Consider the following 22,805-nt stretch of genomic DNA (forward strand, 5'->3'; position numbering starts at 1 on the left):
CTACCAGGACGCCGTACCGTCATCGCGCGTGACAACACCCGGCAGCTTTTCCGGATTCAACACGCTGTACACGTTGGCGATGCGGCCATCGACCACTTCGATGGTGGTGACCGAATGCAGGCGCTCACCCTGGAAGCGCAGGATCGCCGGCTCGCCGTTGACGTAGCCCAGCTGGGCGGGATGCACCGCGCCGCGGCGGGCGATGGCCCAGAACAGGCGGCCGATGCGTTCGGCGCCCAGCAGCGGCCGCACCGCCGCAGTGACCACGCCACCGCCGTCGGAAACCAGCACCGCGTTGGCGTGCAGCAGGGCCTGGATCGCGTCGCTGTCGCCGCGCTGCGAGGCCTCCATGAAGCGCGCCAGCAGCTGCCGGTGCTGGCTGGCATCGGCATTGAAGCGCGGTCGTCCGGCCTGCAGGCGTTGCCGGGCACGGTGCACCAGCTGCCGGCAGTTGGCCTCGCTGTGGCCGATCAGCTCGGCGATCTGACGGTAGTCGTGGTCGAACGCCTCCTTCAGCAGGAAGGCGGCGCGTTCCTCGGGGCCGAGCTGTTCGAGCAGGGTCAGGAAAGCGACCGAGACGTCGTCGGCCAGCGCATGCAGCTGGGCCGGACCGGGCGCCGGGTCCGGCTCCAGGGTGACCGCCAGCGGTTCGGCCAGCCATGGGCCGACGTAGTGGACGCGCTCGCGCTTGGCCGCACGCAGCCGGTCCAGGCCGAGCCGGGTGGTGGTGGTGACCAGCCAGGCCTCGGCATCGCGGACGGCCGCAGGATCGGCGCCGGACCATCGCAGCCAGGCGTCCTGGACCACGTCTTCGGCGTCGGTGCGGCTGCCGAGCAGGCGGTAGGCCAGCGCCATCAGGCGCGGGCGGAGGGTCTGGAAAGCGGTTTCGGCGTTCATGTGGGCAAGGACGCCGCAGTGGCGCGTGGCGTGACAGAGCGTCGGGGGAATCTTGCCGGCCAGCGGCCGGCACTACCACCCTGGGGCCGGGGGGAGGGGGTAAAATGGGTGGATTACCCCCGCCAGCCTCGAGCAAGCGAGCAAGACGTGACATCGATCAAGCAGGAAGACCTCATCCAGTCCATCGCCGACGCGCTGCAGTACATCTCGTACTACCACCCGGTCGACTACATCAAGAACCTTGCCGCCGCCTACGAGCGCGAGGAGTCGCCGGCCGCGAAGGAAGCGATGGCGCAGATCCTGATCAATTCGCGCATGTGCGCCGAGGGCCACCGCCCGATCTGCCAGGACACCGGCATCGTCACCGTGTTCCTGGAAATCGGCATGGACGTGCGTTGGGATGACGCCACCATGGGCGTGGAAGACATGGCCAATGAAGGCGTGCGCCGCGCCTACATGCACCCGGACAACAAGCTGCGCGCCTCGGTGCTGGCCGATCCGGCAGGCAAGCGCATCAACACCAGGGACAACACCCCGGGCGTGGTCAACGTCAAGGTGGTGCCGGGCAACAAAGTCGACGTGATCGTCGCCGCCAAGGGCGGTGGTTCGGAAGCGAAGACCAAGTTCGCCATGCTCAATCCGTCCGACTCGATTGTCGACTGGGTGCTGAAGACCGTGCCGACCATGGGCGCCGGCTGGTGCCCGCCGGGCATGCTGGGCATCGGCATCGGTGGCACCGCCGAGAAGGCGATGCTGCTGGCCAAGGAAGCGCTGATGGAGCCGATCGACATCACCGAGCTGCAGGCCCGTGGTGCGTCCAACCGCATCGAGGAGCTGCGCCTGGAGCTGTACGAGAAGGTCAACGCGCTGGGCATCGGTGCGCAGGGCCTGGGTGGCCTGACCACCGTGCTCGACATCAAGATCAACGACTACCCGACCCACGCGGCCAACCTGCCGGTGGCGATGATCCCGAACTGCGCGGCCACCCGCCATGCGCACTTCACCCTGGATGGCAGCGGCCCGGTGATGCTGGACCCGCCGTCGCTGGAAGACTGGCCGAAGCTGACCTACGACGCATCCAAGGGCACCCGGGTGGACCTGGATACGATCACCCCGGAAGACGTGGCCAGCTGGAAGCCGGGCCAGACCCTGCTGCTCAACGGCAAGCTGCTCACCGGCCGCGACGCCGCGCACAAGCGCATGGTCGACATGCTCAACAAGGGCGAGCAGCTGCCGGTCGATCTGAAGGGCCGCTTCATCTACTACGTCGGCCCGGTCGATCCGGTGCGTGACGAAGTGGTGGGCCCGGCCGGCCCGACCACGGCGACCCGCATGGACAAGTTCACCGAGCAGGTGCTGGCGCAGACCGGCCTGCTGGGCATGGTCGGCAAGGCCGAGCGCGGCCCGGCCGCGATCGAGGCGATCAAGAAGCACAAGTCGGCCTACCTGATGGCCGTCGGTGGCTCGGCCTACCTGGTGTCCAAGGCGATCAAGGCGGCCAAGGTGGTCGGTTTCGCTGACCTGGGCATGGAGGCGATCTACGAGTTCACCGTGCAGGACATGCCAGTGACCGTGGCCGTCGACTCCGCCGGCGAATCGGTGCACAAGACCGGCCCGCGCGAGTGGCAGGCCCGCATCGGCAAGATTCCGGTGGTGGTGGAGTAATTCCCGCACGCTTCGGTCCAGACAACGGCGCCCGTGTGGCGCCGTTGCTGTATCTGGAGGCAGGATTAACGCGCCTGTAGCCCTGGCTCTGCTACGGTTGGCACACCCTCGCACAGGACGTGTCCATGGCCCTGCATCGCTTCATCGTGGCCGGCGTGCTGCTGGCCCTGGCCGGCTGCAGCACCCCGGCGTCGTACGAAGGCGCGGATTTCCCTGCATCGGCGCAATGCCGCATGCAGTGCCAGGCCAGCTACCGCAGCTGCATGGCGCAGAATGACTCTCTCGGCAGCCGCCAGAGCAATTGCGAGCAGCGGATGGTGCCGGCGCCGGACAAGCGCTGCAAGGACGTGGACAACCCGGACCTGCGCCGTGCCTGCGAACTGAAGACGCATGACTGCACGCTGCGCGCGCCGATGATGTCCTGTGGCGAGCGCCGCGATACCTGCATGAGCAGCTGCGGCTGAGCGACGGCTCCCGCACGGGCGCATAATCGGCCGGCCCACCTGCACAGGATCCGCCGCATGAGCACCACGCTGTATGGTTCGACAAGCACCGCCGCGCTGGTGGTGCACTGGCTGCTGATCGAGCTCGGCATCGAGCACGAGTTGGTGCTGCTGGATTTCGACGCGCGCGAGCACAAGTCGGCGGAGTACCTGGCACTGAATCCGGCCGGCGTGGTGCCGACGCTGCTGATCGATGGCCTGGTACTGACTGAAGCGGCGGCGATCGCCCTGTACCTGGCCGACCGCCATCCGGACGCCGGTTTGTTGCCGGCACTGGGCACGCCGCAGCGCGCCGATGCCTACCGCTGGATGTTCTGGTGTGCCAATACGTTGCAGCCGGCCTATCGCGCTTGGTTCTATCCGCACGAGGTGGCGGGCGAGGCAAACGTGGAGGCCAGTCGCGAGATGGCGCGACAGCGCCTGGAAGCGGCCTGGCAGCATGTGGCCACGCACCTGCTGGCGCATGGGCCCTACCTGCTGGGCGCCACGCCCTGCGTGGTCGACTACATGCTGGTGATGCTGATGCGCTGGTCGCGCAACATGCCCAGGCCCAGTGACACCTGGCCGTCGCTCAAGGCACATGCCACCTCGATGAAGGCGCGCCCGGCGTTCGCCGAGGCCTACCGCCGCGAAGGCATCACCGACTGGCGGTAACCAGAAAAGGGGACGGAGGGGATTAAGTCGTTTGTGCACAAACGACTTAATCCCCTCCGTCCCCTTTTCCGTTACAGGATCTCCAGCACCGTTTCCGGCGGGCGGCACAGCCGTGTGCCCTTGGGCGTGCGCACCACGGGGCGGTTGATCAGGCGCGGGTGTTCGGCCATCGCAGCCAGCAGGGTGGCATCGTCGGCATCTTCCAGCCCGAGTTCGGCGAACTGGGTCTCCTTGCTGCGCACCAGGTCGCGCGCGCTCAGGGCCGACTCGGCCAGCACCTGGCGCAGCGTGGCCGCGTCGGGTGGGGTGCCCAGGTACTCGATCACCACCGGGTCGAAGCCCGCATCGCGGATCAGCTTCAGTGCGCCGCGCGAGTTGCTGCAGGCCGGGTTGTGCCAGATCGTCACGTCCATCAGAACCACTCCAGCAGCGACACGCCCACGCCCACATAGGTGGCCTTGTGGTTGTAGTCGATCATGCTCTCGCCATAGCCGTCGAAGACCTGCACATGGCCACGCAGCAGATTGCTGATCGGAAAGCCGTAATCCAGCTGCAGTGCACCGTGGGAGCGGCTGCCGGTGCGCAGCGAATGACGCGCCATCAGCGCGACTTCATGCCCGTTGCGGTTCCAGATCAGGGTCGCGTCACCCCGGCCCATGTAATCCTCGATGTCCGGATTATTGTCTTCGCTGCGGCTTTCCGGGATGCGGTACCACGGGCGCAGCACCAGCGCCCAGTTCTCGCGATCCAGGCCGATGTTGAGCATGACCCGGTTCCAGCTGCGCGAGAGCGGATCGGCCCGTCCGTTGGACTGGTGGTTGAGGCTGATACCGGTCATGCGCCCGCGCCAGCCACCGATCGAGTAGCCGTTGCGGAACACCATCATCACTTCGGGTTCGTAGTTGGTTTCGCGGAACGGGCGCGAATCCTCGCTGTTGTAGGCCTGCCAACGCGAACTCTGGGTGTAGCCAGCCCAGATGTCGCCGTTGTCGCCGAACAGGTTCTCGGCGATCTTGGTCTTGAAGCTGATCTGGAACTTCAGCTCGGTACTGTCGAGTACCTGCGGGGTCGTCACGCTGTTGGCCGGGTTCGGCGAATGCGGCGTGGTGTTGCGGTCGCTGGTCCAGAACGCCGGCAGCAGGTACACCGGCTTGTAGGCACGCAGCTGGAAGGGCCCCAGCTTGGAGTCCTCGGCCAGCTCCCAGCGGCTATCCAGCAGCGAACCGCGGCCAGCATTGGCCAGCGCGCTGTCCGGTGCCGCCGGACGGAACAGGTCGCTGACCCGCTCGCGCAGCTTTTCCTCGCCCTGGCTCACGCGCGCGGTCTGTCGTTCCTCGCGGCGCGCCTGCGCAGCCGATTCGGCGGCGGCATCGGCGGCGGCGGTGGCCTCCGGGGTATGCCCGAAGAGGCGGTCATAGCAGGCCAGGCGGGCCGCGTCGGTGGTGATCGCCGCGCAGGCGGCCGGCGAGGTGTCGGCGCTGGGCGCGAACTCCTGCGCAGCCAACGGTGCACTGGCCAAGGCAAGCGCCAGCGGCGCCAGACGGGGAAGCAGCGTGGGGAGGGTCATTGCAGCAGGCCCTTCGATGGATACGGGAATCGCACAGTGTGGCGGCTGCACCGGATCGCGGCCAGCCCCACCGTTTATGCACGGCCACGGCGTGCGCGTGGCGTGAAGGCTAGGTGGCTCAGAAGAACCAGGCGAACGCGAACAGGCCCAGCATCGCGATCACCACCGCCAGTTTCAGTGCCAGGCCGAGCAGGATGCCGAGCCAGGTCGCCAGGCCCACCTTGGTCGAGCGGCCGAGTTCGCGGGTGTGCCAGTACTCGCCGAGCAGGGCGCCGATCAGCGGTCCGGCAAACAGGCCGATGGGCATGAAGAACAGGCCGACGATGCTGCCGACGAAGGTGCCCCACAGGGCCTTGCGGCTGGCGCCGACGCGCTGCGCGCCAACTACGGTGGCGAGCACGTCCACCAACAGTGAAAGCAGGGTCAGCACGCCCAGCGCGACCAGGGTGGGCCAGCCGACGTGGGCGAAGCCGTCGGCCCAGGCCGCCAGCAGCAGCCCGATGAACACCAGCGGGATGCCCGGGAGGGCCGGCAGGATGATGCCAGCGATGCCGATCAGGACAAAAATGACCGCTAGCAGATATAAGATGAATGAGAGTCCCATGCTGTCCCGTATGGTGGCCGTTTTGGGGTTGACAGTGAAAGATTTTGCCAGTTGCTTTTTCGTTTTGGGCGGGTTAAGTTGCAGTCGCTGAGCTTGGCAAGGTCACCGTGGATCGTGGCCTGATGAAGCAAGATCTTTCCGATCCGCTGCATCGATGCACCTCGCTTCCCCCTTGCTTGTCAGCCGCCCACCGGGCGTTTCCAACAACAAGAGAGAGTCAAAGGGAGTTAGTGAGATGGCTGAGCGCGAGACCGGTACCGTAAAGTGGTTCAATGATGCGAAGGGCTTCGGCTTCATCAGCCGGCAGAATGGCGAGGACGTGTTCGTGCACTTCCGCGCCATCGAGACCCAGGGCTTCAAGAGCCTCAAGGAAGGCCAGACTGTGAGCTTCGAAGTCGTGCAGGGCCAGAAGGGCCTGCAGGCTGACAAGGTGCAGCCGGTGTAATACCCGCCGCCCGTCGGCATGAAAAAGGCCCGCGCAAGCGGGCCTTTTTCTTTGCCGTTGGCCCGGTGCAGGTCAGCGCAGGATGACCTTGCCATTGACGACGCGCACGTAGGTGTTCTCGCGGATGCCGCCGAGATCGCGCTGGTTGACCACGATGGTGCGGCCATCATCCATGCGCACGCTGATGTCATAGGTATCGCTGGTGACGTTCTTCTGGATCTGGTTGCCGGCCAGGGCACCACCGACCGCGCCTGCGGCGGCGGCGATGTTCTTGTTGCCACGGCTACCACCGGTGTGGTCGGAGATTTCATGGCCGGCCACGGCGCCGACGATGCCGCCGAGGATCGCGCCGGTCGCGCTGGGCGCGGTGCGGCCCGAGGGCACGGTGTTGATGCGGGTGACGATGCCACAGTCAGCGCAACGGCCCTGGTTGTAGCCGCCATTGTTGCCGTAGCCGCCGTTGTTGTAGCCGTTGTTGTAACCACCGCCGCTGTAACCGGGCGAGGTGGCACAGCCAGCCAGCGCGAGGGTAGCGATGGCGCTGGCGGCGATGAGCTGGATCTTCATGGGGCGTCTCCTGGCCGTGAAGGCGGGTGGGTTGGGTGGTACTGCGTCGTGCAGCAGGGTGGACGAATCCTCTCCTTTCGAACGTGAACAACGCGCCAACCGTGTGCGTGCTGCCCGGCTGCAGGATGAATGCGGCTCAGCGGAAATCCTGGTGGCAGGCGCGGCAGTCCGCCTGCAGTGTTTCCACCAGCTGGGCGAGGGCCCTGCAGTCGCCCGGCGGTGAGGCCAGTGCCGTGTTGAGGTTGCCGCGCAGCTGGCTGGCGTGCTGCTGGAACTGCGCACTGTCCTTCAGCCCGGGAAACGCCTGGTCCAGGTCATTGGACAGCAGGCGCAGCGCCTGCAGCCGCGGCACGCTGTCAGCCAGGCTGCAGCGGTTCTGCAGCTGGGCCTGCTGCAGCAGCTGTGACTGCCGCTGCATCACCTGCATCAGGCTGCCCGGGAACGGATCGCGACGCGCCTGCAGGGCGCGGCCGACCATTACCGTGGCGATCAGGCCGATCAGCAGGCCCAGGCAGAGCACGAACAGGTAGCGATGGGCGCTGGACAGGCGGCGGGGCGGGCTGGCATTCATGCGGGCACTCCGGGCGTGCAACGGTGGGTTCGACGCCGGCGTACTGCGGGCGCCAGCACCTGCACGTTAAAATAGCCCGATGAACGAACAGGTCAAACAACGCTTCGCCGGCATCGAACGGCTGTACGGCGTGGGTGCACTCGAGCGCCTGCAGGGCAGCCGCGTGGCGGTGGTCGGCATGGGCGGCGTCGGCTCGTGGGTGGTGGAGGCGCTGGCCCGTTCGGCCGTCGGCCATCTGACCCTGATCGATGCCGACGATATCTGCGTGTCCAACACCAACCGGCAGCTGCCGGCGATGGAAGGCAACTACGGCCGCAACAAGGCCGAGGCTATGGCCGAGCGTTGCCGTGCGATCAATCCGGACATCGGGGTCGACGCGGTGCAGGCATTCCTGACCGTGTCCAACATGGCCGAGCTGCTGGACCGGGGGTTCGATCTGGTGATCGATGCCTGCGACAGCTTCCGGGTCAAGGTCGAGACGATCGCATGGTGCCGCCGCCGCAAGCTGCCGTTGCTGACCGTCGGTGCCGCCGGTGGCCGTACCGACCCGACCCTGGTGCGCATCCGCGATGTCTCTCGCACCGAGCACGACGCCATGCTGGCGCTGATCCGCAAGAAGCTGCGCAGCGAATTCAACTTCCCGAAGAACGCCAAGCGCTATTTCGGCGTACCGGCGGTGTATTCGCTGGAGAATGTGAAGTACCCGCAGGCCGATGGCAGCGTCTGCGGCATCCGTCCGAACCTGGGCGCCGATGCGGCGTTGAAGCTGGACTGTGGCGCCGGCCTGGGCGCGGCAACCCACATTACCGGCGCGTTCGCCTTCGCGGCGGTTGGCAAGGCGCTGGAGATGCTGCTGGAGCCGAAGAAGGTGAAGGTGGAAGCGGTCGAGGCCAGCGAGGTGTGATGGATCGTGCCGGCCAGCGGCCGGCACCTGCCCGTTACATTGCCGGCAGCGCGAACAATCGCCGCGCATTCTCCGTCGTGGCCTGTGCCACGGCATCCAGCTCCATCCCGCGCAGTGCGGCCACGTGCCGGGCAATGGTCGCCAGCCGCGCTGGCTCGTTGCGCTGGCCGCGGATGCCGGCGTCGGGCTGGTCGGGCGCGTCGGTTTCCAGCAGCAACTGTTCCAGCGGCATCTCGCGCACCAGCCGCTGCAGCCGTTGCGCGCGATCGTAGGTCAGTGGGCCACCGAGGCCGAGCAGGAAGCCCTGCCTGTGCAGTTGCGCGGCCTGTTCCGGGCTGCCGGAAAAGCTGTGCACCACGCCGCGCAGGCCGCCGACGCGGCGGATGGCGGCGATCACCGCATCCACCGCGCGTCGCGCGTGCACGATCACCGGCAACTCGAATTCGCGGGCCAGTTCCAGCTGGCCGATGAAATACGCCTGCTGGGCGTCGGCGTCCAGCCCTTCGACAAAGAAGTCCAGGCCGCATTCGCCGATCGCGCAGGGGCGTTCGCGCTCGATCCACTCGCGCAGCAGTGGCAGGTGCCCGGGCTGGTGATCGGCCAGGAACATCGGATGCAGGCCGTAGGCCGGGTACAGCCCCGGCGCCTGCTGGCAGACCTCACGCAGCTTCGGCCAGCTGGCCGCGGTCACCGCCGGTACCACCTGCTGGCGCACCCCCGCGGCCTGCGCACGCTCGATCACCGCAGCGCGGTCACGGTCGAACCCGCTGGCATCCAGATGGCAGTGGCTGTCAACCAGGATGCTCAACGCTGTTCCAGCGGCGGAGGTGTTGCGGCGTTGCGGCTCTTCCAGTTGGCCAGCAGCAGCGTGCCGAAGCCCAGCACCAGCTCATCGACGAACGGGATCGGGTCCGGGATGAACAAGGTCAGCACGAACAGGCCGGCGGTGAGCTTGAACAGGGTGGGGTAGCGCAGCCGGCGGGCCCATTGCAGTACCGGCAGCAGCATCGGGTTGGCCATGGCGGGGAGCCTCGTGGGGAATATGCAAACGCTACCACGGGCCCAGCATTTCCCGATGCTGAATGGGTTATCGGAATGAGCAGGAAATGTGGAGATTCCGTTCAGGCAGCGCATGCTGCAATCTGCCCCGAGAACGTTGCGGATGGTCCGCAAGGAGCAGGTCATGAAAAGCACAACTACAACTGTCCTGGTCGCAGCGGGCGCGCTGCTGGTCGGTGGCATCGCCACCGCCGCCTTCATGAAGAGTGGTGACAAGTCGCCCGATTCCATCAGCGCCGGAACCCCCAATGGTGAATCGCGCCTCGTTGAAGGTAACGCTTCTGACGACGGCGCACGTGGTGACAAGCTGGACCCGTCCGCGCCGCGCGGGCTTGAATATGCCGATGTGCTGAAGGTTGACCCGATCACCGAGAAACAGAAGGCCTACGCCACCGTGATCGGCACCGATGCGGTGCGCGAAACGTCCACGACCCAGACTCCTCATGAAGTCTGCCAGGACGTGACGGTGCAGGAACGCCTGCCGGAACGTGATGGCAACGTCGGCGGCACCGTGGTCGGCGCGGTGGTCGGTGGCCTGCTCGGCAACCAGGTCGGTGGCGGCAACGGCAAGAAGGCCGCGACCGCAGCCGGTGCGGTGGCCGGTGGCTTCATCGGCAACCAGATCGACAAGCGCCACGTGGGCGGCCGCGTGGTCAATCGCACCGAGCGCCAGTGCCACACCGAGACCGCAACCTCCGAGTCGAGCCGTGTCACCGGTTACAACGTGACCTATCGCAACGAGGACGGCACCACCGGCACCATGCGCATGGCCAGCAAGCCGGGCAGCCGCATCGCCATGGGCACCAATGATGTGGTGAAGGGCTACAACGTGACCTATCGCTACGACGGCGCCGAGAAGACCGTGCGCATGGACAACAAGCCGGCCAGCGATCGCCTGCCGGTGGTCGATGGTCAGCTGGTCACGCAGACCGCCGCAGCCGGTGCCACCGCCGCAGCGACGCGCCAGTAATCCCGGCGCAGCATGCAGTACCTGACGGGCCGGCTCATGCCGGCCCGTTTCATTGCGACCGGCGATATTCATCCGCGCAGGGAAGCCATCCTCCATCATGGGTGCTCCCTTCGACATGGAGCCGGCATGAGCATCTTCGACCTGCGCATCGAAACCGAGCGGCTGATCCTGCGCCCGCTGCTTCGCGAGGACTACGAGCCGTACCTGGCGTTCTGCGCCGACGAGGCCACGATGCGTACCCTGGGCGGCGTGCAGCCACCCTCGGTAGCCTGGCGCGGTTTCTGCAGCCTGGCTGGCGCCTGGCAGCTGTTCGGCTTCTCAATGTTCAGCGTGATCGAGAAATCCAGCGGCGACTGGATCGGGCGGATGGGACCGTGGCAGCCGCAGGACTGGCCGGGTACCGAGGTTGGTTGGGGCATCCGCCATGCCAGCTGGGGCCGGGGCTATGCGCCGGAGGCGGCGGTCGCGGCGATCGACTGGGCGTTCGATACGCTGGGCTGGGCTGAGGTGATCCATACCATCGCCGAGGACAACGACAACTCGCGGGCCGTGGCACGCAAGCTGGGAAGCACCCTGCTGCGCATGGGGGAGTTGCCGGCGCCATATAACGGCAAGCCCATGCAGATCTGGGGCCAGTCGCGCGAACAGTGGCGGCAACGCGCGCGCTGAGCGTGGCTTGGTAGTGCCGGCCGCTGGCCGGCAATCGCTTGGATCCAGCTGCATCGAGGATGCCGGCCAGCGGCCGGCACTACCAGCTGCATCGAGGATGCCGGCCAGCGGCCGGCACTACCGTGTAGTCATGCTGCACCCGCGCTTGGCATTCACTGGCGTGCTTGCCAGACTGCACGCAGCCGGCCGCCGGCCGGATCCGAGGGAGCAGGCAATGGTGGAAGAGCGCGTCCCGTTGACGGTGCACGGCATGTCGGTGTCAGGCAATTGCCACAAGGTCCGCCTGCTGCTGGAGCAGCTCGGCAGCCGCTACCGCTGGGTGGAAGTGGACAGTGCCCACGGCCAGACCCACACCCCCGAGTTCCTCGCGCTCAATCCCAATGCCAAGGTGCCGCTGATCGTCCGCGACGATGGACGTGTGTTGACCGAGTCCAATGCGATCCTGTTCTGGCTGGCCGAAGGCACGCCGTACCTGCCCAGCGATGGATGGGAGCGCGCGCAGGCACTGAGCTGGATGTTCTTCGAGCAGTACACGCACGAGCCGTGCGTAGCGGTCGCGCGCTTCATCCGCGGCTGGACCCCGCCTGGGTCGCCGCGCCGCGCCGAACTGCCACGCCTGCACGAGCGCGCCGCCGCTGCACTGGCGGTGATGGAGCAGCACCTGCGTGATGCGCAATGGTTCACCGGCAGTGGGTACGGCATCGCCGACATCGCGCTGTTCGCCTACACCGACGTCGCAGGCGAGGGTGGAATCAGCCTGCAGCCGTTCCCGGAAGTTCGCGCCTGGTTGCAGCGCGTGCGCGGGCAGCCGCGCTTCCTGCCGATGCCGACGGTGACCGCCGAGGTGCGCGCCCGCTTCGAGGCCGCATGACTCTCACCAAGGTGATCCCCACAGGGTAGCGCCTGGCCAACCCCGGGCGGAATGCAACAACGACACGGAGGGTGTTCGATGTTCGCTGTGGTTCCAGATCCGATTCCCGCACGCATGCGCGTGCTCAACCGCGCCGACGTGTGCGACGCCAATTTCCTCGACGCGGTGCGTGGCTGGCGCGGTACCCCGCGCCCGCGCCCGGCGCCGGATGCGCCGATCCTGCCGGGCAGCACGCTTACCGCCGCCGCGTTTGGCGAGCTGTTCGATTCGCAGCTGGCCAGCCGCCAGCTGGACCTGATGGCGCGCGTGCTGCGCGTGCAGAACAAGGTCTTCTACACCATCGGTTCATCCGGCCACGAAGGCAACGCGCTGCTGGCGCGGGCCTGCCGGCATACGGATCCTGCATTCCTGCACTATCGCTCCGGTGCCTTCATGGCCGAGCGCTCACGCCAGGTGCCGGGGATCGACCCGCTGCGCGATGCCGCGCTGTCCTTTGCTGCCAGCGCCGATGACCCGGCCAGCGGGGGGCGGCACAAGGTGTGGGGCAGCAAACCTTTGTGGGTGCTGCCGCAGACCTCGACCATCGCCTCGCATCTTCCGAAAGCGCTGGGCACCGCGCTGGCCCTCGAAAGCGGCAAGCGGCTGGGCCACGAACTGCCCATTCCGGCCGACAGCATCGTACTGTGCTCGTTCGGCGACGCCTCGGCCAACCATGCCACCGCGCAGACCGCGTTCAACACCGCGATGTGGTCGGCCTACCAGAAGCTGCCGGCACCGGTCCTGTTCGTCTGCGAGGACAATGGCCTGGGCATCTCGGTGAAAACGCCTGAAGGCTGGATCGCCGAACGCTTCAGCGGTCAGCCCGGGCTGGACTATTTCTACGCCGATGGCCTCGACCTGGCCACCGGCCATGCGCAGGTGCAGGCGGCGGTGGAGCACTGCCGGCGTACGCGGCGGCCGACCTTCCTGCATCTGCGCACCACGCGCCTGATGGGGCACGCCGGCACCGACTTCGAGGTGGAATGGCGCGCGTTGCCCGAGCTGTGCGCGGCCGAGGCGCAGGATCCGCTGCTGCGCTCGGCACAGATCGCGATGGAATCGGGCTGGATGGATGCGGCCGCCATCGAGGTGGCCTACGAGACGATGCGCGCGCGCTGCATGGCCGCCGCCGCCGATGCCGAAGGACGGCCGAAGCTGCAGTCGCTGCGGGAAGTGATGGAGCCGCTTGCGCCCTATACGCCGGCTGCGGTGCAGGCCGAAGCACGGCGCGAGGTGCCCGCCGGAACGCGTGAAGCCCTGTATGGCGGTGCGGAGGCGTTGCCCGAACGGCAGGCGCCACGCCACCTCGCGATCCAGATCAACCATGCCCTGCAGGAACTTCTGGCGAAGTATCCGCAGAGCCTGCTGTTCGGTGAGGACGTCGCACAGAAGGGCGGTGTCTACACCGTCACCAAGGATCTGCTGCGCCGCTTCGGCCCACGCCGGGTGTTCAACACCTTGCTGGACGAGACCATGATCCTGGGCATGGCTCAGGGCCTGGCCAACCTGGGCATGCTGCCGATTCCGGAGATCCAGTACCTGGCCTATCTGCACAACGCCATCGACCAGGTGCGCGGCGAAGCGTGTTCGCTGCAGTTCTTCTCCAACGACCAGTACCGCAACCCGATGCTGGTGCGGGTGGCCGGGCTGGGGTACCAGAAGGGCTTCGGTGGCCACTTCCACAACGACAACTCGATCACCGCGTTGCGCGATATCCCGGGGCTGGTGGTGGGCTGCCCGTCGCGTGGCGACGATGCGGTGATGATGCTGCGCACGCTGGCCGCACTGGCGCGGGTGGATGGGCGCGTGGCGGTGTTCCTGGAGCCGATCGCGTTGTACATGAGCAAGGACCTGCACGAAGCCGGCGATGGCCAGTGGCTGTTCGACTTCCCCGCACAGGGCCAGTCGCTGGTGCCGGGGGAGGGCCGGGTCTATGCGCCGGAGGCCGGCGATCTGGTGATCTATACCTATGGCAACGGCGTGCCGATGGCATTGCGCGCATCGCGGGCGATCGAGCAGCAGCTGGGCTGGCAGGTGCGGGTGGTCGACCTGCGCTGGCTGGTACCGCTGGACGCCGGTTTCATCGCTGCCCAGGCCGCCAGCGCACGGCGGGTGCTGGTGCTGGATGAAGGCCGCCACAGCGGCGGGGTGGGCGAGGGCGTGGTCACCGCGCTGGTCGAGGCCGGGTTCGGCCATCTGCCGTTGCGCCGGGTCTGTGGTGCCGACACCTACACGCCACTGGCGGGGGCAGCAATGTTCGGGCTTCCAAGCGACAATGCGGTGATTGGCGCCGCCCTCGACCTGGCGCAGGAACCCTGATGCATGTGTGGATTGGCGGGAATGTTGTTGCCGGCGCCGCTGGCGTCGGCCGAGGCGCTGCAGGCGCAGGCCCTGGCCATGGGCCAGGCGCTGCACCACCGCGGGCCCGATGATGGCGGCAGCTGGGTCGATGCCGAGGCGGGCATCGCGCTGGCGCATCGCCGCCTGAGCATCCTCGACCTGTCCCCGCTGGGCCACCAGCCGATGGCCTCGGCCGACGGCCGCTACGTGATGGCCTACAACGGCGAGGTCTACAACTTCGCGGCCCTGCGCGAGGAACTGGAGCCGCTGGGGCATGCCTTCCGCGGCCATTCCGACACCGAAGTACTGCTGGCGGCGATCCTGCAATGGGGCGTGGAAGACACCCTGCAGCGCTGCAACGGCATGTTCGCCATCGCGCTGTGGGACCGCCAGGAGCGCTGCCTGTGGCTGGCCCGCGATCGCGTCGGCAAGAAGCCGCTGTACTACGGCTGGGCCGGCGACACGCTGGTGTTCGGTTCGGAACTGAAGGCGCTCTGGCAGCACCCGGCGTTCGACAACGACATCGACCGCGATGCGCTCACCTTGCTGCTGCGGCTGGATTACATCCCGGCGCCGCACAGCATCCACCAGCGCTGCTACAAGCTGATGCCGGGCCGGGTGTTGCGCCTGGACGCGGCGGCCGTCGCTGCCGGCGCATCCGCGCATCGTCCGGAACAGGCACAGCGGCTGTACTGGGATGCGCGCGCGCGCATGCAGGCGGCGCTGGCCGCACCCTTCCAGGGCCGCATCGAGGACGCCGAGGAACAGCTGGACACGCTGCTGCGCGACGCGGTGGCGCTACGCATGGTGGCCGACGTGCCGGTCGGCGTATTCCTGTCTGGTGGCACCGATTCCTCACTGGTGGCGTCGCTGATGCAGGCCCAGAGCGGGCAGCCGGTGCACAGCTTCAGCATCGGCTTCACCGATTCGGGACATGACGAGGCGCCGCTGGCCCGGGAGCTGGCGGCCCACCTGGGCTGTGATCACACCGAGTTGTACGTCAGCGGCGCCGACGCGCTGGCGGTGGTGCCGCAGTTGCCGGCGATGTTCGATGAGCCTTTTGCCGACGCATCGCAGGTGCCGACCGCGCTGGTCGCCCGGCTGGCGCGGCAGGGCGTGACCGTGGCGCTGTCTGGTGACGGTGGCGATGAGCTGTTCTTCGGCTATACCCGGTATGTACGCGCGCTGCGCAACTGGCAGATGCTCGGCCGCGTGCCGGGGCCGCTGCGGCGCTGGATGGGCGCGCGTGCGCAGCAGCAGGGCGAAGCCTCGCGCACCGGCGGCCTGGCCGCGCTACTGGCCGAGACCGGTGCGCGTGGCATCGGCGACGTCTACCGCAACCGCATCTCGCGCTGGCGCGACCCGGCCGCGGCGGTGACCGGCGCGCGGGCCGCCGGCAGCTTCTACGACCTGGCCGATCCGCTGCACGGCGCGGGTACGCCGGCCGACGCGATGATGCTGGCCGATTTCGTGACCTACCTGCCGGACGATCTGTTGTGCAAGGTCGACCGCACCTCGATGGCGGTCAGCCTGGAGGCGCGCGCACCGCTGCTGGACTGGCGGGTGGCCGAGTTCGCCTGGTCGCTGCCGTTGGGCTTCAAGCGCAGCGAGACCACCAGCAAGGTGCTGCTCAAGCGCGTGCTGGGCCGTTACGTGCCGCATTCGATGGTGCACCGTCCCAAGCGCGGTTTCGGCGCGCCGGTCAGTGACTGGCTGAAAGGCGACCTGCGGCCCTGGGCCGAGGACCTGCTGCAGCCGGCGCGGCTGGAGCGTGAGGGCGTGCTGTCGGCGGCGGCGGTGCAGCCGCTGTGGCAGCAGTTCCTGGGAGGGCAGCGCAAGTGGCATACCCATCTGTGGAACGTGCTGATGTTCCAGGCCTGGCAGGCGCATTGGCGGCAGGTGCGCGCAGGCATTGTGGGCGGCTGATCTTCACCGGCCTGCACGGGCCCGGCGACTAGGCTGGGCCTCCCGCACCATGAGGAGTATGTCCCGATGTCCGTCCCCACCATCGCCGTGTTCGTCGGCAGCCTGCGCAAGGACTCGTGCAACCGCAAGCTGGCCCATGCGCTGGAGAAGATCGCCGGTGATCGCGCACGCTTCCAGTACGTGCAGATCGGCGACCTGCCGTTGTATGACCAGGACTTCGACGCGCAGTACCCGGCGCAGGGTACCCGGCTGAAGGACCAGGTGCGCGCCGCCGACGCGGTGCTGTTCGTCACCCCCGAATACAACCGGTCGGTGCCGGGCGTGCTCAAGAACGCCATCGATATCGGCTCGCGTCCCTACGGTGACAGCGCGTTTGCCGGCAAGCCGGCGGCGGTGATCGGCGCCTCCATCGGGCAGATCGGTACCGCCGTGGCCCAGCAGCACCTGCGCAACACCCTGGCCTTCCTGGACATGCATGTGCTTGGGCAGCCCGAGGCGTTCATCCACTTCAAGGAGGGCCTGATCGATGCCGACGGCACGATCCACAACGAGGGCACGCAGAAGTTCCTGCAGGGCTACGTGGACCGGTTCCTGGCGCTGATCGCGGTGCACGTCAAGGGCGATTGACGCCTGCGGGGTCGGAGTTCCCTGCGTCGCAGAGGGATCCGACCCCAACCACGCCCCGGGGTCGGATCCTGACGCGCAGCGACGGGCTCCGACCCGTGGCGCCTGATCTGCGATAATGCTCCGCTCGGGTGCCGCAATGGCGCCTGTCGCAGGCAGTGCGACGCCCCCACGCCAGTCTGGCCAGGCGCCGGCGGATATCCCCCGTTTCTCCACGGCTTATCCACAGGCTTGTCCATGGTCGCCGGGGTCGGCGCATGCCTACACTCGTCTGGCCCACTTTTGCAGGAAACACCGCAGCATGTCCGCTCGTCCCGGCTTCCGTTCCAACCGCAGAGAGCGCGGTGATGGCTTCGATCGCGATCGCGACGAGTCGCGCATCGACCAGTTGCGGGTACCGCCGCATTCGGTGGAAGCCGAGCAGGCGGTGCTGGGGGGGCTGATGCTGGCGCCCGAAGCGTATGACCGGGTCAATGACCAGCTGACCGAAGGCGACTTCTACCGTCGCGACCACCAGATGATCTATCGGGCGATCCGCGAGCTGTCCGAGCGCGAGCGTCCGTTCGATGCGGTGACCCTGGGCGAGTGGTTCGAGTCGCAGGGCAAGATGGAACTGGTGGGCGATGGTGCCTATCTGATCGAACTGGCCAGTACCACGCCGTCGGCTGCCAACATCGTGGCCTACGCCGAGATCGTGCGTGACAAGGCAGTGTTGCGCCAGCTGATCCAGGTGGGCACCGACATCGTCAACGACGGTTTCCAGCCCGAAGGCCGCGACAGCAGCGAGCTGCTGGCCTCGGCGGAAAAGAGCGTGTTCGCCATTGCCGAACAGGGCGCACGTGGTCGCACCGATTTCGTGGCCATGCCCGGTGCGCTGAAGGATGCATTCGAGGAGCTGCGCAACCGCTTCGAGAACGGCGGCAACATCACCGGCCTGCCGACCGGGTACACCGATTTCGATGCGATGACCGCCGGCCTGCAGCCGACCGATCTGATCATCCTCGCGGCGCGCCCGGCCATGGGCAAAACCACCTTCGCGCTGAACATCGCCGAGTACGCGGCGATCAAGTCGAAGAAGGGCGTGGCGGTGTTCTCGATGGAAATGTCGGCATCGCAGCTGGCGATGCGCCTGATTTCCTCCAATGGCCGCATCAACGCGCAGCGCCTGCGTACCGGCCAGCTGGAAGACGAGGACTGGAGCCGCGTCACCAGCGCGATCAAGATGCTGAAGGAAACCAAGATCTTCATCGACGATACGCCGGGCGTGTCGCCGGAAGTGCTGCGCTCCAAGTGCCGCCGCCTCAAGCGCGAGCATGACCTCGGCCTGATCGTGATCGACTACCTGCAGCTGATGAGCGTGCCCGGCAACAGCGAAAACCGCGCGACCGAAATCTCGGAGATCTCGCGTTCGTTGAAGGGCCTGGCCAAGGAATTGAATGTGCCGGTGATCGCGCTGTCACAGCTCAACCGCTCGCTGGAAACGCGTACCGACAAGCGCCCGGTGATGGCCGACCTTCGCGAGTCGGGCGCAATCGAGCAGGACGCGGACATGATCGTGTTCATCTACCGCGACGACTACTACAACAAGGAAAACTCGCCGGACAAGGGCCTGGCCGAGATCATCATCGGCAAGCACCGTGGTGGTCCGACCGGCTCGTGCAAGCTGAAGTTCTTCGGCGAGTACACCCGCTTCGACAACCTGGCCCACGATTCGGTCGGCTCGTTCGAATAACGGCCATGCCGGCCGCTGGCCGGCAATCGCCTTCCGGACGGTAAACCATTCGGAACGCAAGGATTCCGCATGTGGCGTGTAAATGACATGTAACGCGCCGCTTCTACGATTCCGCCGCTGCTGCCCTTCGACGCCGCCCTTCGGCGTCCAGCGTGCCCAAGGAATCCACCTCCATGTCGTCCCACGCTTCGCATCGCCGCAATCTGCTGGCCCTGCTGGTCTGTGCTTCGCTGCCGTCGCTCGCTGCCGCTGAACCCGCCCCCGCCCCCGACGCGCCGTCGGCGACCACCCTCGATTCGATCTCGGTGATCGGCCGCGGCGAAGCCCGCCAGGTGCAGCGCGTGACCGCCGAGGACATGAAGATCCTGCCGCCCGGTGCGAACCCCCTGAAGCTGCTGGCCAGCAAGCCGGGCGTTCACTTCGAGTCGGCCGATGCCACCGGCGCCTACGAATGGTCCACCACCATCAGCCTGCGTGGCTTCAACCAGAGCCGCCTGGGCTACACGCTCGATGGCATCCCGCTGGGCAACATGGCCTATGGCAACAGCAACGGCCTGCACATCAGCCGTGCCGTGATCAGCGAGAACCTGGGCGGAGCCGAAGTGTCCACCGGCATCGGCGCGCTGGGTACGCCGTCCACCAGCAACCTCGGTGGCGTGTTCCAGTTCTATTCGATCGATCCGTCCACCGAGTACGGCGTGGTGCTGGCGCAGGGCTTCGGCAGCGACAGCGCGCGGCGCAGCTATGCGCGCCTGGAGACCGGTGAGCACCAGGGCTTTGCGGCCTATCTGTCCGGCGTGTACTCCGAAGGCGACAAGTGGAAGGGCAAGGGCTCGCAGGAGCTGAAACAGTTCAACGGCAAGGCCACCTACAATTTCGGAACGGACAGCAGGATCACCGCGCTGTTCAACGCCTCGCGCCGCGTCGAGGCGGACTACCAGGACCTGTCGCTGGAGATGATCGATCGCCTTGGCTGGGACTGGGACAACTACGCGCCGGACTGGGATCGTGCCGTCGCCGCCGCGCGCGGCAGGTTCACGGGCGGCGTCAACAGCCCCTGGGATGCGTACTACTCCGGCCACGGCCTGCGCAACGATGACCTGTCCAGCATCGCCGGCGATTTCGGCCTGAACGAGTCGATGCGGCTGAAGGTCAACGTCTACAACCACAGCAACCGTGGCCAGGGCCACTGGTTCAGCCCGTCCAATCCGTCCAACCCGGGCACCGGTCGCGAGATTCCGATCTCGATCCGCACCACCGAGTACGCGATCGACCGTACCGGCGTGACCTCGGCGTTCACCTGGAACGTCGGCGGCCACGACCTGGAAGCCGGCCTCTGGTACGAGGACAACGGCCACAGCGTGCAGCGCAACTTCTACTACATCGACGGCCCGGTCACCGACGACTTCTTCCTGCGCAACCCGGACCAGCGCGTGTGGCACCAGCGCTACACCACCATTACCCGCCAGTTCTACGTGCAGGACCGCTTCCGCCTGTTCGATGACCGGCTGACCATCGACATCGGTGTGAAGTCGCCGCACACCCGCACCCGCGTGCGCACGCCACTGGGCAGCTATGCCAACAACAGCAGCCTGACTTCGAAGAAGGGCCTGCTGCCTCAGGCGGGATTCAACTTCAAGCTCAACGAAGGCAACGAGATCTTCGGTTCGTTCGCCAGGAACATCGCCGCCTACGCGTTGGGCGTGGGCAGCCCGTTCAACGTGCCGCAGGCGGCGTTCGATGCCAGCGCGCAGGACCTGAAGCCGGAACAGTCACGCACCCTGGAACTGGGCTGGCGCGGCTACGGGAAGGGCTATGAAGCCTCGGTTGCGGTGTACGACGTCAAGTTCGACAACCGCCTGCTGGCGATCGCCCAGTGCGTGGGCATCCTCGGCTGCCCGGCGCTGTTCTCCAACGTCGGTTCGGTGACCAGCCGCGGCGCCGAGGCGACACTGCAGCTGAAGCCGATGCAGGACCTGGCCTGGTCCAACGCGCTGTCCTGGAATGACAGCACCTACGACAACGACTACGTGAACAATGGCGTGGTGCCGACCCGCGGCAAGAAGACCGTCGACACCCCCGAATGGATGTTCGCCAGCACCCTGGCCTGGACCCCGGGCCCCTGGGACATGCGCCTGTCGGCCAACCACGTCGGCAAGCGCTACGTGACCTATACCAACGACGAGTCGGTGCCGAGCTACTGGCTGGTCAATGCCTCCGTGGCCTATGACTTCGGCGCGCTGGGCCCGGCGCAGAACCTGACCATGGCGCTGAACCTGACCAACCTGACCGACAAGCGCTACCTGTCTTCGATCAACACCAACGGCACCTACGCCGCCGACCCGACCCGCAGCCTGGCGACCATGCAGGTCGGCGCGCCGCGCCAGGTGATGGCCACCGCCACCGTGCGCTTCTGATGCGCGGGCCTGTGGATCCGGAACGCCGTCGTCGCCTGCTGCGCATGGCGTGGCAGGGCACGGGGGCGGCGATCGCGCTGGCGGCGATGCCGGGGCTGGCCACGGCCGGCCCACGGCCGCGGCTGGGGCGTGATCCGTTCACCCTTGGTGTCGCCGCCGGTGATCCGGATCCACAGGGGGCCGTGTTGTGGACGCGGCTGGCGCCGGACCCGCTCAACGGCGGCGGCATGCCGTCGCGGGCGGTGCCGGTGCGCTGGTTCGTGGCCGAAGACGCCGGCATGCGCCGGCTGGTACAGCGGGGTACTGCAGCCGCGGTGCCGGAGCTGGCCCATTCGGTGCACGTGGAGGTCAATGGCCTGCGCCCGGGCCGCGACTACTACTACCGCTTCGCCTGCGATGGCGATGAGGAAAGCGCGGTCGGCCACTTTCGCACCGCGTCGCTACCGGACACGCAGCTGCAGCAGCTGCGGCTGGCCCTGTGCACCTGCCAGGCCTGGAACAGTGGCTACTATCCGGTGCTGCGCGATATCGCACGGAGCGATGTCGACCTCGTGCTGCATGCCGGCGACTACCTGTATGAATACAGCCCGCTGCAGAACGTGCGTGGCACCATGCTGGACGCGGCGCGTTTCAGTGGCGAGACGGTGAGCCTGGAGCGCTACCGTGACCAGTACGCGCTGTACAAGCTCGACCCGGATCTGCAGGCGGCCCATGCCGCACACGCCTTCGCGGTGATCTGGGACGATCACGAGGTGCAGAACGACTACTCGGGCATCCATCCGGAGAAGCCCGGCGTGTCGATCGAGGACTTCATCGTTCGCCGCGCGGTGGCCTACCGCGCGTTCTACGAACACCTGCCGATGCGCAGCACGCCTGCGGGCAATGGCGGCCTGCGCGTGCACCGGCGCCTGCGTTACGGCGATCTGGCACAGCTGACCCTGCTCGACTGCCGCCAGTTCCGCCCGGCCAATCCCTGCGGTGTGGGCGAGTCACCGCGCTGCGAAGCGGCGCTGGATCCGCGCATGAGCATGCTCGGCACGGGGCAGGAAGCGTGGTTCACGCAGTCGATGGCCGCCGCGCAGGGCACGCGCTGGAACGTGGTGGTGCAGCAGCTGCTGATGTCGCAGCTGCGGCTGGACGGCGGCACGCCACGCGAGCGCTTCTGGAACGACGCCTGGGATGGCTATCCCGCCGCACGCAGGCGTCTGCTGCAGGCGATGCAGGCGGGCGGGCAGGGCAATGCCATCGTGCTGGGCGGCGACTGGCATTCCACCTTCGTCAACGACCTGAAGCTGGATTTCGACGCGGCCAGCGCGCCGGTCGTGGCCACCGAATTCATCGCCCCGGCGATCAGCAGTGGCGGCGACGACACGCCGTACGGGCCGTACTACGGGCCAACGATTCCGCAGAACCCGCATATCCGCTATTTCGACGGCGACCGCCGCGGCTGGTGGGAGCTGCAGCTGAACCGGCAGACCGTGGACGCCGAGCTCCGCTTCGCCGACAGCGTGCTGCGCCCGGATGCCGCAGTGCGTACCGCGGCGCGATTCCAGGTGACCCATGGCCGCCCGGGCGCGGTGCAGCTCCTGTAGAGCCGAGCCCACGCTCGGCTGTCGCGCGCAGCGCGGGTTTTCTGTGATCGCAACGAAGAGCAGCCGAGCGCGGGCTCGGCTCTACAACGACGGCCCTGCACCGGATTTCATCGCCCCCAGCCCGGGTTTCGTCGCAAACCGTTTGCCGGCGGCGAGGGCAGGGCGCCAAGGTGTCCGCAGGCGGCAGGG

General features: G+C 67.3%; 22 protein-coding genes. 14 read left to right on the plus strand and 8 right to left on the minus strand.

The window, feature by feature from the left end; genetic code table 11:
• Positions 1–897 (minus strand): RNA polymerase sigma-70 factor, encoded by an 897-nt coding sequence (locus AC5P7I_RS13250; protein ID WP_262087982.1) that lies wholly within the window; start codon positions 895–897, stop codon positions 1–3.
• A gap of 147 nt (positions 898–1,044) precedes the next feature.
• Between AC5P7I_RS13250 and AC5P7I_RS13255 the strand changes: the two genes are divergently transcribed.
• The 3 genes from AC5P7I_RS13255 (at position 1,045) to AC5P7I_RS13265 (ending at position 3,719) form a co-directional block, all read left to right on the plus strand.
• Entirely contained in the window at positions 1,045–2,562 is a 1,518-nt protein-coding gene (locus tag AC5P7I_RS13255; RefSeq protein ID WP_014647726.1) for a fumarate hydratase, read from the plus strand.
• 125 nt (positions 2,563–2,687) lie between these two features.
• Positions 2,688–3,026, plus strand: coding sequence for a hypothetical protein (locus AC5P7I_RS13260; protein ID WP_014647725.1), 339 nt, complete (start codon positions 2,688–2,690; stop codon positions 3,024–3,026).
• A 57-nt stretch (positions 3,027–3,083) separates the two neighbouring features.
• Positions 3,084–3,719, plus strand: a complete 636-nt coding sequence (locus tag AC5P7I_RS13265; RefSeq protein ID WP_014647724.1) for a glutathione S-transferase family protein — start codon at positions 3,084–3,086, stop codon at positions 3,717–3,719.
• A gap of 71 nt (positions 3,720–3,790) precedes the next feature.
• Here the strand turns inward: AC5P7I_RS13265 and arsC are convergent, their stop codons facing one another.
• The 3 genes from arsC to AC5P7I_RS13280 form a co-directional block, all read right to left on the minus strand.
• Positions 3,791–4,132 (minus strand): arsenate reductase (glutaredoxin), encoded by a 342-nt coding sequence (arsC, locus tag AC5P7I_RS13270; protein ID WP_014647723.1) that lies wholly within the window; start codon positions 4,130–4,132, stop codon positions 3,791–3,793.
• The gene (locus AC5P7I_RS13275) at positions 4,132–5,286 is read right to left on the minus strand and encodes a phospholipase A (protein WP_032958894.1); all 1,155 of its coding nucleotides are present in this window, start codon (positions 5,284–5,286) and stop codon (positions 4,132–4,134) included. The genes arsC and AC5P7I_RS13275 overlap by 1 nt, the downstream gene beginning before the upstream one ends.
• Positions 5,287–5,404: 118 nt before the next feature.
• Positions 5,405–5,890 (minus strand): DUF456 domain-containing protein, encoded by a 486-nt coding sequence (locus AC5P7I_RS13280; protein ID WP_075076676.1) that lies wholly within the window; start codon positions 5,888–5,890, stop codon positions 5,405–5,407.
• 235 nt (positions 5,891–6,125) lie between these two features.
• Here AC5P7I_RS13280 and AC5P7I_RS13285 point away from each other — a divergent pair, with 235 nt between their 5' ends.
• Entirely contained in the window at positions 6,126–6,335 is a 210-nt protein-coding gene (locus tag AC5P7I_RS13285) for a cold-shock protein (protein ID WP_014647720.1), read from the plus strand.
• 72 nt (positions 6,336–6,407) lie between these two features.
• Here the strand turns inward: AC5P7I_RS13285 and AC5P7I_RS13290 are convergent, their stop codons facing one another.
• Both AC5P7I_RS13290 and AC5P7I_RS13295 read right to left on the minus strand, forming a co-directional pair.
• Positions 6,408–6,902 (minus strand): glycine zipper 2TM domain-containing protein, encoded by a 495-nt coding sequence (locus tag AC5P7I_RS13290; protein ID WP_005417545.1) that lies wholly within the window; start codon positions 6,900–6,902, stop codon positions 6,408–6,410.
• 136 nt (positions 6,903–7,038) lie between these two features.
• Positions 7,039–7,473, minus strand: a complete 435-nt coding sequence (locus tag AC5P7I_RS13295; protein ID WP_262087980.1) for a hypothetical protein — start codon at positions 7,471–7,473, stop codon at positions 7,039–7,041.
• 79 nt (positions 7,474–7,552) lie between these two features.
• Between AC5P7I_RS13295 and AC5P7I_RS13300 the strand changes: the two genes are divergently transcribed.
• The gene (locus AC5P7I_RS13300) at positions 7,553–8,377 is read left to right on the plus strand and encodes a tRNA threonylcarbamoyladenosine dehydratase (RefSeq protein ID WP_032958896.1); all 825 of its coding nucleotides are present in this window, start codon (positions 7,553–7,555) and stop codon (positions 8,375–8,377) included.
• A 34-nt stretch (positions 8,378–8,411) separates the two neighbouring features.
• On the opposite strand, the gene AC5P7I_RS13305 is transcribed toward AC5P7I_RS13300, so the two are convergent.
• Together AC5P7I_RS13305 and AC5P7I_RS13310 are read right to left on the minus strand one after the other, a co-directional pair.
• Positions 8,412–9,185, minus strand: a complete 774-nt coding sequence (locus AC5P7I_RS13305; protein WP_032958897.1) for a TatD family hydrolase — start codon at positions 9,183–9,185, stop codon at positions 8,412–8,414.
• Positions 9,182–9,397 (minus strand): DUF6116 family protein, encoded by a 216-nt coding sequence (locus AC5P7I_RS13310; protein WP_014647716.1) that lies wholly within the window; start codon positions 9,395–9,397, stop codon positions 9,182–9,184. Before AC5P7I_RS13310 ends, AC5P7I_RS13305 begins: the two co-directional genes overlap by 4 nt.
• 163 nt (positions 9,398–9,560) lie before the next feature.
• Between AC5P7I_RS13310 and AC5P7I_RS13315 the strand changes: the two genes are divergently transcribed.
• The 9 genes from AC5P7I_RS13315 to AC5P7I_RS13355 all read left to right on the plus strand — a co-directional run bounded on the left by AC5P7I_RS13315 (position 9,561) and on the right by AC5P7I_RS13355 (position 22,616).
• Complete coding sequence (locus tag AC5P7I_RS13315; protein WP_197557623.1) at positions 9,561–10,406, plus strand: glycine zipper 2TM domain-containing protein; 846 nt, start codon at positions 9,561–9,563, stop codon at positions 10,404–10,406.
• Between the two features lie 126 nt (positions 10,407–10,532).
• A complete protein-coding gene (locus AC5P7I_RS13320) occupies positions 10,533–11,075 on the plus strand; it encodes a GNAT family N-acetyltransferase (protein ID WP_014647714.1) in 543 nt (180 codons plus the stop codon).
• Between the two features lie 214 nt (positions 11,076–11,289).
• A complete protein-coding gene (locus AC5P7I_RS13325) occupies positions 11,290–11,946 on the plus strand; it encodes a glutathione S-transferase family protein (RefSeq protein WP_262087979.1) in 657 nt (218 codons plus the stop codon).
• A gap of 78 nt (positions 11,947–12,024) precedes the next feature.
• Positions 12,025–14,304, plus strand: coding sequence for a thiamine pyrophosphate-dependent enzyme (locus tag AC5P7I_RS13330; RefSeq protein ID WP_046431612.1), 2,280 nt, complete (start codon positions 12,025–12,027; stop codon positions 14,302–14,304).
• A 3-nt stretch (positions 14,305–14,307) separates the two neighbouring features.
• Positions 14,308–16,251, plus strand: coding sequence for an asparagine synthase (glutamine-hydrolyzing) (gene asnB, locus AC5P7I_RS13335; protein ID WP_197557531.1), 1,944 nt, complete (start codon positions 14,308–14,310; stop codon positions 16,249–16,251).
• A 66-nt stretch (positions 16,252–16,317) separates the two neighbouring features.
• A complete protein-coding gene (locus tag AC5P7I_RS13340) occupies positions 16,318–16,878 on the plus strand; it encodes an NADPH-dependent FMN reductase (RefSeq protein ID WP_014647710.1) in 561 nt (186 codons plus the stop codon).
• 298 nt (positions 16,879–17,176) lie between these two features.
• Entirely contained in the window at positions 17,177–18,607 is a 1,431-nt protein-coding gene (locus tag AC5P7I_RS13345) for a replicative DNA helicase (RefSeq protein WP_014647708.1), read from the plus strand.
• Positions 18,608–18,780: 173 nt separating this feature from the next.
• Entirely contained in the window at positions 18,781–21,024 is a 2,244-nt protein-coding gene (locus AC5P7I_RS13350; RefSeq protein WP_262087978.1) for a TonB-dependent receptor family protein, read from the plus strand.
• Positions 21,024–22,616, plus strand: a complete 1,593-nt coding sequence (locus AC5P7I_RS13355; protein ID WP_262087977.1) for an alkaline phosphatase D family protein — start codon at positions 21,024–21,026, stop codon at positions 22,614–22,616. The genes AC5P7I_RS13350 and AC5P7I_RS13355 overlap by 1 nt, the downstream gene beginning before the upstream one ends.
• Positions 22,617–22,805: the final 189 nt, after the last annotated feature.

The sequence above is a fragment of the Stenotrophomonas sp. YJH_SMC_138 genome (assembly GCF_059369855.1).